The sequence below is a fragment of the Actinomycetota bacterium genome (genome assembly GCA_030018275.1).
Taxonomy (GTDB): domain Bacteria; phylum Actinomycetota; class Aquicultoria; order Subteraquimicrobiales; family Subteraquimicrobiaceae; genus Subteraquimicrobium.
Window position 1 is genome coordinate 21,637 of sequence record JASEGB010000014.1, and the last position, 6,264, is coordinate 27,900.

Genomic DNA, 6,264 nt, shown 5'->3' on the forward strand with positions numbered 1-6,264 from the left:
ATCCCATTTTAGACAATCGATTTCATTTTATAATTTTCGATCAATGTTTCTTTAAGGCTATGGGGTAAACATGACCCATTTTCCCCTGCAAATAAGCTTGATAAAGGGTGCAAAATATGCAACGAGTTTTATCATTCCTTCTGCAGCAGGGAACATTTATCTCTTCCCAACAATTCGTATCCCTCAGAAATGCAGGGCAAACGATGCATTGATTCGCTGGACATCCTTTCATGTCCCGACAGAAATTCATCGAAATCACCCTCGGCAATAAATTTTACCCTGCGCCCCCAAGTGCCTAAAGGCATGGGAGGCATCGATGGCCAAACCGATGGCCACACCCGCCTGGGGTAGCAAGCCTAATCCCACATACCTCTTTACAGTTTCTGGAGCCTTTGTGATGGCTGCTCCAAAGTATGCCCCCAGACTTTTGCCCAGAGCCCTCATCAAGATGTAGATTAGACCAAGTAGACCAAGCTTGGGCAATAAACCAAGTTGCAATTTTACTCCCACAAGGACAGACCTTCAGCTATCTTTGGGGTGACCAAATTGAAACATGATGAACCCAACAAAACGCCAATGAATATATATCCCACAACATGGGGAATCCTTATTTTGTCACTTAAGCGTGCTCCAAAAATCCCAAAATGACGAGTGTTCCTAAGAGCAAAAAGATGTTCACTTTAGGTTGGCAACACCTCCTAGAACCTTTTTGGAAAGATAAATCCTTGAAACAACAGGTGGATTAAAATTTAACCTTCTTCCATAAGGGAACGACAGAGCTCAGCCCGGCTCACCACTCCCACCAATTTTTCTTCCCTCACAACAGGTAAAATCTTCAATCCCCTGACTAACATGATCTCCGCCGCATTGAGGATAGTATCATCTTCGGTAACACAAACCGCTTCTTTGGTCATGAAATCCCTGACATAACGCTCCCCTACTTGGATCATCCTTCGAGCTAACACCGCAAAATCACGAACGAAAAACTCATCGGTTCGGCCGAACCGACCGGGAAAGGCGGATTCGATTATGTCCTTTTCAGTAATGATGCCCATAACTCGATGCTCATCATCGACCACCGGCAAGCCGGAAAATCTACAACGAGCCATTATTCTAGCTGCCTCTTTCAGAGTGGTATCCTCGGAAACAGCTGTCAGGTCGCGGGTCATGATCTCTTTAATCTTCATCTCTTTACCTCCTTTAACTGCACCCAGTCAAGGAATTGCTCCACCTCTTGTCGGCTTTCTATCCTATTCTCAACCTTCCTAACCACAGCTATTGAAGCAGCCATCCCCAGTCGGATGGCTTCATCGATTACACCGCCCTTTGCCAAAACAAAAGCCATCCCACCTATCATAGCATCTCCTACACCCACTCTGCTCACTATCTCCACACCAGGGGCGCTCGCTTCCCATATTTGCTCCGGGGTCACCACGATATGATTTATATAATTGGAGCCGATGACCACGACTTGAACGCCCTTAGCCAAAATCCTTTGAGCAACTTCCAGTCTTCGGCGATTGGAATTGAGCCTCACCCCCATGAACTGGTCCGTAGCCCGGATATCGGGCTTGACTAGAAAAGGCTGAGCCTCCAGTCCCCTGATAAGGGCGGGTTCTGTAGTATTAAGGATGGTCTTTATCCCCCTTTCTCTGGCCATGGTGATCAGCTCAGCACAAATTTCGGGCTCCACACCTTGGGGGAGACTACCTGCAATGATGACCATTTCACTACGGGAAAGCACCCTCTTAAAAGTCCCCTCAAATTCTTGGATCTCCTCGATCGAAACAAGTGGTCCCCTTTCATTGATCTGCGTTTGAGTATGGCGTGCTTCATCTAGAACGATGTAGTTAGTTCGAGTCTCTTCAGCTATATGCACAAAACTTGTGGTGATTCCAGCTTTCCTGAGTTCCTCCTCAAGAAATTGACCGGAAGTGCCTCCAACAAACCCCATGGCGATGGCTTCGGAACCCATAGCTTGCAAAAGATACGAGACGTTTACACCCTTGCCCCCCGCCGTAGTCATTAAAACCTCTGCCCGATTTAGCCTATTCGATCTCAAGCCACGGACCCTTAAGATCTTATCCACAGCTGGATTGAGAGTTACCGTGGTAATCAAACCAATCAACCCCCTCCTCCAAACTATATCCAAAGTATCCCATTTAAAAACTACTTTCAGTCATTCTTTTTATCGTGTTTCCCTAATATTGCATTTCTGTCAAATCATACTATCTATCATTACGGCTTCTATTTCTCTTGAGCCTCGCCCGAAGCCACCAGAGCATATCTAGTACCTATGGGTCCTATCAATTCACAAACAGCTATGGCTGATAACTCTATAGCCGTAATTAGAGCTGCAAATTCCGGAAACTTGCTTTGGACGATGAGAACTAGTCCTATAGTAAGTCCAGCTTTAGAGAACATGGCAAATCCTAAATATTTCTGGACCACTTTTTCCGCACCAGATGCGGCGGCACCAACAAATACTCCCCCAACTTTACCAATTCCCCGGGCTATAATATATATCAAAGGTATTAACCAGTTTGCAGTGAGCACATCCAGGCGTAGACTGGCACCAGCCAAGGCAAAAAATACCACAAATATGGGTAGCTCCACATCTTCCAAGACTGTAAACACTTCTGAGCTATGGAAGTTAGCCACCGTCAATCCCATCACCATACAAAGCAACAGAGCAGAAAATCCTACCATCTCACCTATTTCTCCTCCCAAAAGCGCCGCCCCTACCAATAATATGAGAATCTCATGTCTATCTTTCACCAACTTAAGAATATAAACCATTATAATTCCCAATACGGCTCCAAAGATTATGGAACCGCCCACTCTAAATAATGGTGTTGTGAACATCTCTGTACTAAAACCTTTTATGCCCACTACCGCCACCACGATGCTAAACAATGCGATGCATGCTGCATCATCCAAAGCCACCACGGCTAAAAGTGTGCTGGTGAGTGGACCTCTAGCTTTGTATTCTCTGACCACAGCCACTGGGGATGCGGGAGCGGTGGCTGAAGCCATGGCGCCGAGTAGCAAACAGACGGGAAATGACAGGTGAAGAAAAAATTTCGCGGTTAGAAAGACGACTATGAACGCTCCAGCAACTTGGGTTATCGTGATTACACCAACGCTTTTGCCCAGTCTCCTGAGCTTCTCCCAATGTAACTCACCACCGATGATTAAGGCAATTAGGGCAAGACCTAATACCTTGATGCCACCCATTGTCTTATTTAAACTCATGGGTATGAGGTTGGTGACGTTGGGACCGAGGATAATTCCGGTTATGAGGTATCCAGCAACTGCTGGAAGTTTAATCAGCCTGGCTAACTTCCCTCCAACATAGCCCGCCAACAATAGTATGCTTGCTCCAATGATCTGTTCGTGAATAGCCATGATTTAGCCAAAACCTTACCCCTTCAATTATCTTGGATGCCACTAAAGGTAAGCCCTTGGCTCTAAATAATAAAACAAAATCATAGCTGTATCAAATTTATAGGCTATTTGGTTGTGTGGGAATTTTGAGTCATTTCATAATCCATAAAATCAAAATTGACACGTGGTGACATAGAGAGATGTTGCGAAGATTTTTACATAAGAATTTAAGAGAGCGGATTTCTTGTATGTTGACCTTGTTTTCTGTGTTTGATATATTGATTTTGCTGTAGAATTTCTTGAATGGCTAAGAAACTCAATACAGCATTTGGCAGGGATAAGAGGATTTATATCTGGCAAAAGACTGATTTATTCAAGCGCAAATTCTCAAAAATTATGGAGGTTTATTTACTATAATGATGATGTAGTTTGTTTAGAGAGAAAGTGCTCCTTAGCTATATAGTGGTTATAGAGTTCGCAAATACGGGGGTGTAGCCGAATCTGGTACAGGCAACGGACTTAAAATCCGTCGGCAGTGATGCTATGCGGGTTCGAATCCCGCCACCCCCACCAAAAAACTGGCAAAGCCAGTTTTAGTTCGTAGTTGGTAGTTTATAGTTGTTAGTTAGAAGACTCAAGAGCGGTATTTGAGACTAGACACAGAACTTGGAGGAAGTTTCTGTCCCAATGATGTTTTTAAGAAACTGCCAAGGTGATACCTAAAGCACTTTCTCGGCTGTGAGTTGTACGATTCTCCTGATTTCTCGCTTTAAGTGATCAGGGAGACCCGGTATCTCGGGATCTAAAAAGCCTCGCACAATTAGGGATGTTGCCTGCTCCTCGTTTAAGCCTCTCGACATCAGGTAACATAATTGCTCCTCTTCGATCTTTCCCACAGCCGCCTCGTGAGAAAGATCGCACCCCTCGACTTTTCCTTCTAACTCCGGAATGGCATGAATCCTGGCTTCCTTCGATAGGAGGAGACCTCGACAATCGAGGTGAGCTCTGGTTTCGGGACACTCACCGACCAGATGTCCCCGGGCGATTATTTGAGAGGAATCCCTAGCAATGGCCCGTGCAGTTACCTCAGCTTTTGCTCCTCCGGCTTTGAGAACCGCCCGATTCCCCACATCAATGAAGGAATCCTTGCAACCATAGATCAGGGTATGATATCTGGCTTTACTATCGTCTCCCAGGCAATAAGCTACGGGATACATTTGGAGGGTCTTCACTGGGCGAAAGCAGACGTAATTACTTAAAAATGTTCCGCCCCTTTCAATGATAGCACCCGTTCTCGGTCTGACCTCGATTTTGGGTGCCCAGCCGTGAATCATGGTGAAGGTGATAGTGGCTCCCTTCTTGATATAAAATTCGGAAACACCAATGTGCATGCCGAAATCAACCGATGGATGGATTGTGCAGCCTGTGATGATGTGCAACTCAGAATCCTCCTCAGCGATGATCACATTATGGGGACATTGCAGTATTCCATAGCTTCCCATGAATAGACATGCTTGCACCGGTAGGGTGAGTCTTGCACCCGGTTCGGTTCGAATGAAGTAGCCTTGGGTTTGATTGATTTCAGCCATGGCCGTGTATTTATCCATGTCTACGGGGACGGCTTTCCACCAATAATCGGCAAGCCAGTCATATTTCATTAAAGCCTGGTTCATGCCCATTATCTCTACACCGGGAATACCCTTATGAGTTCGGGCAACGATAACGGAATGATCACACTGAAAGAAGGTTCCCGAGCGCATGGCTTCATTGGAATCGATTCCGACCACCTTCGCGGCCTCTTGAATTTCCTGAGGAAGCTCCGCGGGAGCTGAAACTGTGGGGTGATTTGGCTCCTCCCTTTTGAATTTATCGATATCCACATCGGGACCAATTTTTGCCCGCTTCTCTTTTGCTGCTTCAGCTCTTTTGATAGATTCTCTTCTCCACTTGGGTAACTTGGACATCATCTCTCCTCCTTCTCAACCAAGCTTTTCATTTCAGGCGGACAAATCTCCAGGTACTCACAATAGCCCTTTTCCTCAATCTTTGAAAATATCTCATGGGGATCTCCACTGACAACGATCCGCCCATTGCACATCACCGAGGCTCTATGTGGCCTGATGTAGGGAAGAATATGTCGATAATGGGTGACGACAAGAGCGGCGCATCTCTTCTCCCTGATGTATTCACCAAGGTCAAACCCCAAAGTTTTTAAAGAGACGATATCCACTCCGGAGTCCGGTTCATCCAGGATCATGAGTTTTGGATTAGCTGCAAAGACCTGGGCCAACTCCGAGCGCTTTTTCTCTCCTCCCGAGAAGCCCACATTGACATCTCGAATCCAAAAGGTCTCAGGATCCAGTCCAACCTTGGATAAAAGGGCTGTGGCTAGGGTTTCCCGCCCCTCCTTCAGTGGATCCCAGGGCTCCCTTCCAGCAGCGATTCTGATCAAATCCCTCAGTTTAACCCCCCTGATCTCGGGAGGGGTTTGGAAGGCGATGGAGATTCCCATCTTCGCTCGTTCATAAATGGGTTTGTCCTGGAGATCAATCCCATCGAAGATGATTTCCCCCTCGGTCACCTGATAATTGGGATATCCAAGGATGGTCATGATCAGAGTGGTTTTCCCAGAAGCATTCGGTCCCATGAGGACATGAACTTCTCCCTCTTCCACCGTGAAGTTCACATCGGTCAATATCTCTTTACCAGAAACGGTAACGGTTAAATCTTTTACCTCCAGTAAGCTCATTTCCCTCTCTCCCTTCTCTGATATATCTAATACCATATCTGAATAATGTGAAAATTTAAAATGAAAATTTAAATGGACTATTAACAAGTCAAGTTGACACTTTCTGACACTTTCGGTTTTCATTGTTC

At 45.8% G+C, this 6,264-nt stretch carries 6 protein-coding genes and 1 tRNA gene; 1 reads left to right on the forward strand and 6 read right to left on the reverse strand.

Features of this window, described 5'->3' with window-relative positions; genetic code table 11:
* Positions 1-255: 255 nt before the first annotated feature.
* From QMD66_06455 to QMD66_06470, 4 genes are all read right to left on the reverse strand, one after another.
* Entirely contained in the window at positions 256-510 is a 255-nt protein-coding gene (locus tag QMD66_06455; protein ID MDI6822479.1) for a hypothetical protein, read from the reverse strand.
* 239 nt (positions 511-749) lie between these two features.
* Positions 750-1,187 carry a CBS domain-containing protein gene (locus tag QMD66_06460; protein ID MDI6822480.1) on the reverse strand — a complete coding sequence of 146 codons (438 nt, stop codon included), beginning with the start codon at positions 1,185-1,187 and terminating at the stop codon, positions 750-752.
* Entirely contained in the window at positions 1,184-2,128 is a 945-nt protein-coding gene (locus QMD66_06465) for a 1-phosphofructokinase family hexose kinase (GenBank protein ID MDI6822481.1), read from the reverse strand. The genes QMD66_06460 and QMD66_06465 overlap by 4 nt, the downstream gene beginning before the upstream one ends.
* A 119-nt stretch (positions 2,129-2,247) precedes the next feature.
* Positions 2,248-3,408, reverse strand: coding sequence for a cation:proton antiporter (locus tag QMD66_06470; GenBank protein ID MDI6822482.1), 1,161 nt, complete (start codon positions 3,406-3,408; stop codon positions 2,248-2,250).
* Positions 3,409-3,872: 464 nt separating this feature from the next.
* On the opposite strand from QMD66_06470, the gene QMD66_06475 reads away from it, so the two are divergent.
* Positions 3,873-3,960: transfer RNA gene (locus QMD66_06475), tRNA-Leu, on the forward strand.
* Positions 3,961-4,106: 146 nt separating this feature from the next.
* Here the strand turns inward: QMD66_06475 and QMD66_06480 are convergent.
* Both QMD66_06480 and sufC read right to left on the reverse strand, forming a co-directional pair.
* Entirely contained in the window at positions 4,107-5,351 is a 1,245-nt protein-coding gene (locus QMD66_06480; GenBank protein MDI6822483.1) for a SufD family Fe-S cluster assembly protein, read from the reverse strand.
* Positions 5,351-6,136: a Fe-S cluster assembly ATPase SufC gene (gene sufC, locus QMD66_06485; protein ID MDI6822484.1), complete on the reverse strand. Its 786-nt coding sequence runs from the start codon at positions 6,134-6,136 to the stop codon at positions 5,351-5,353. Before sufC ends, QMD66_06480 begins: the two co-directional genes overlap by 1 nt.
* Positions 6,137-6,264 lie beyond the last annotated feature (128 nt).

Bases quoted from the DNA above. Each gene is read 5' to 3' on its own strand.
- sufC (MDI6822484.1), bottom strand. From the start codon at position 6,136: ATGAGCTTACTGGAGGTAAAAGATTTAACCGTTACCGTTTCTGGTAAA.
- QMD66_06460 (MDI6822480.1), bottom strand. From the start codon at position 1,187: ATGAAGATTAAAGAGATCATGACCCGCGACCTGACAGCTGTTTCCGAG.
- QMD66_06480 (MDI6822483.1), bottom strand. From the start codon at position 5,351: ATGTCCAAGTTACCCAAGTGGAGAAGAGAATCTATCAAAAGAGCTGAA.
- QMD66_06470 (MDI6822482.1), bottom strand. From the start codon at position 3,408: ATGGCTATTCACGAACAGATCATTGGAGCAAGCATACTATTGTTGGCG.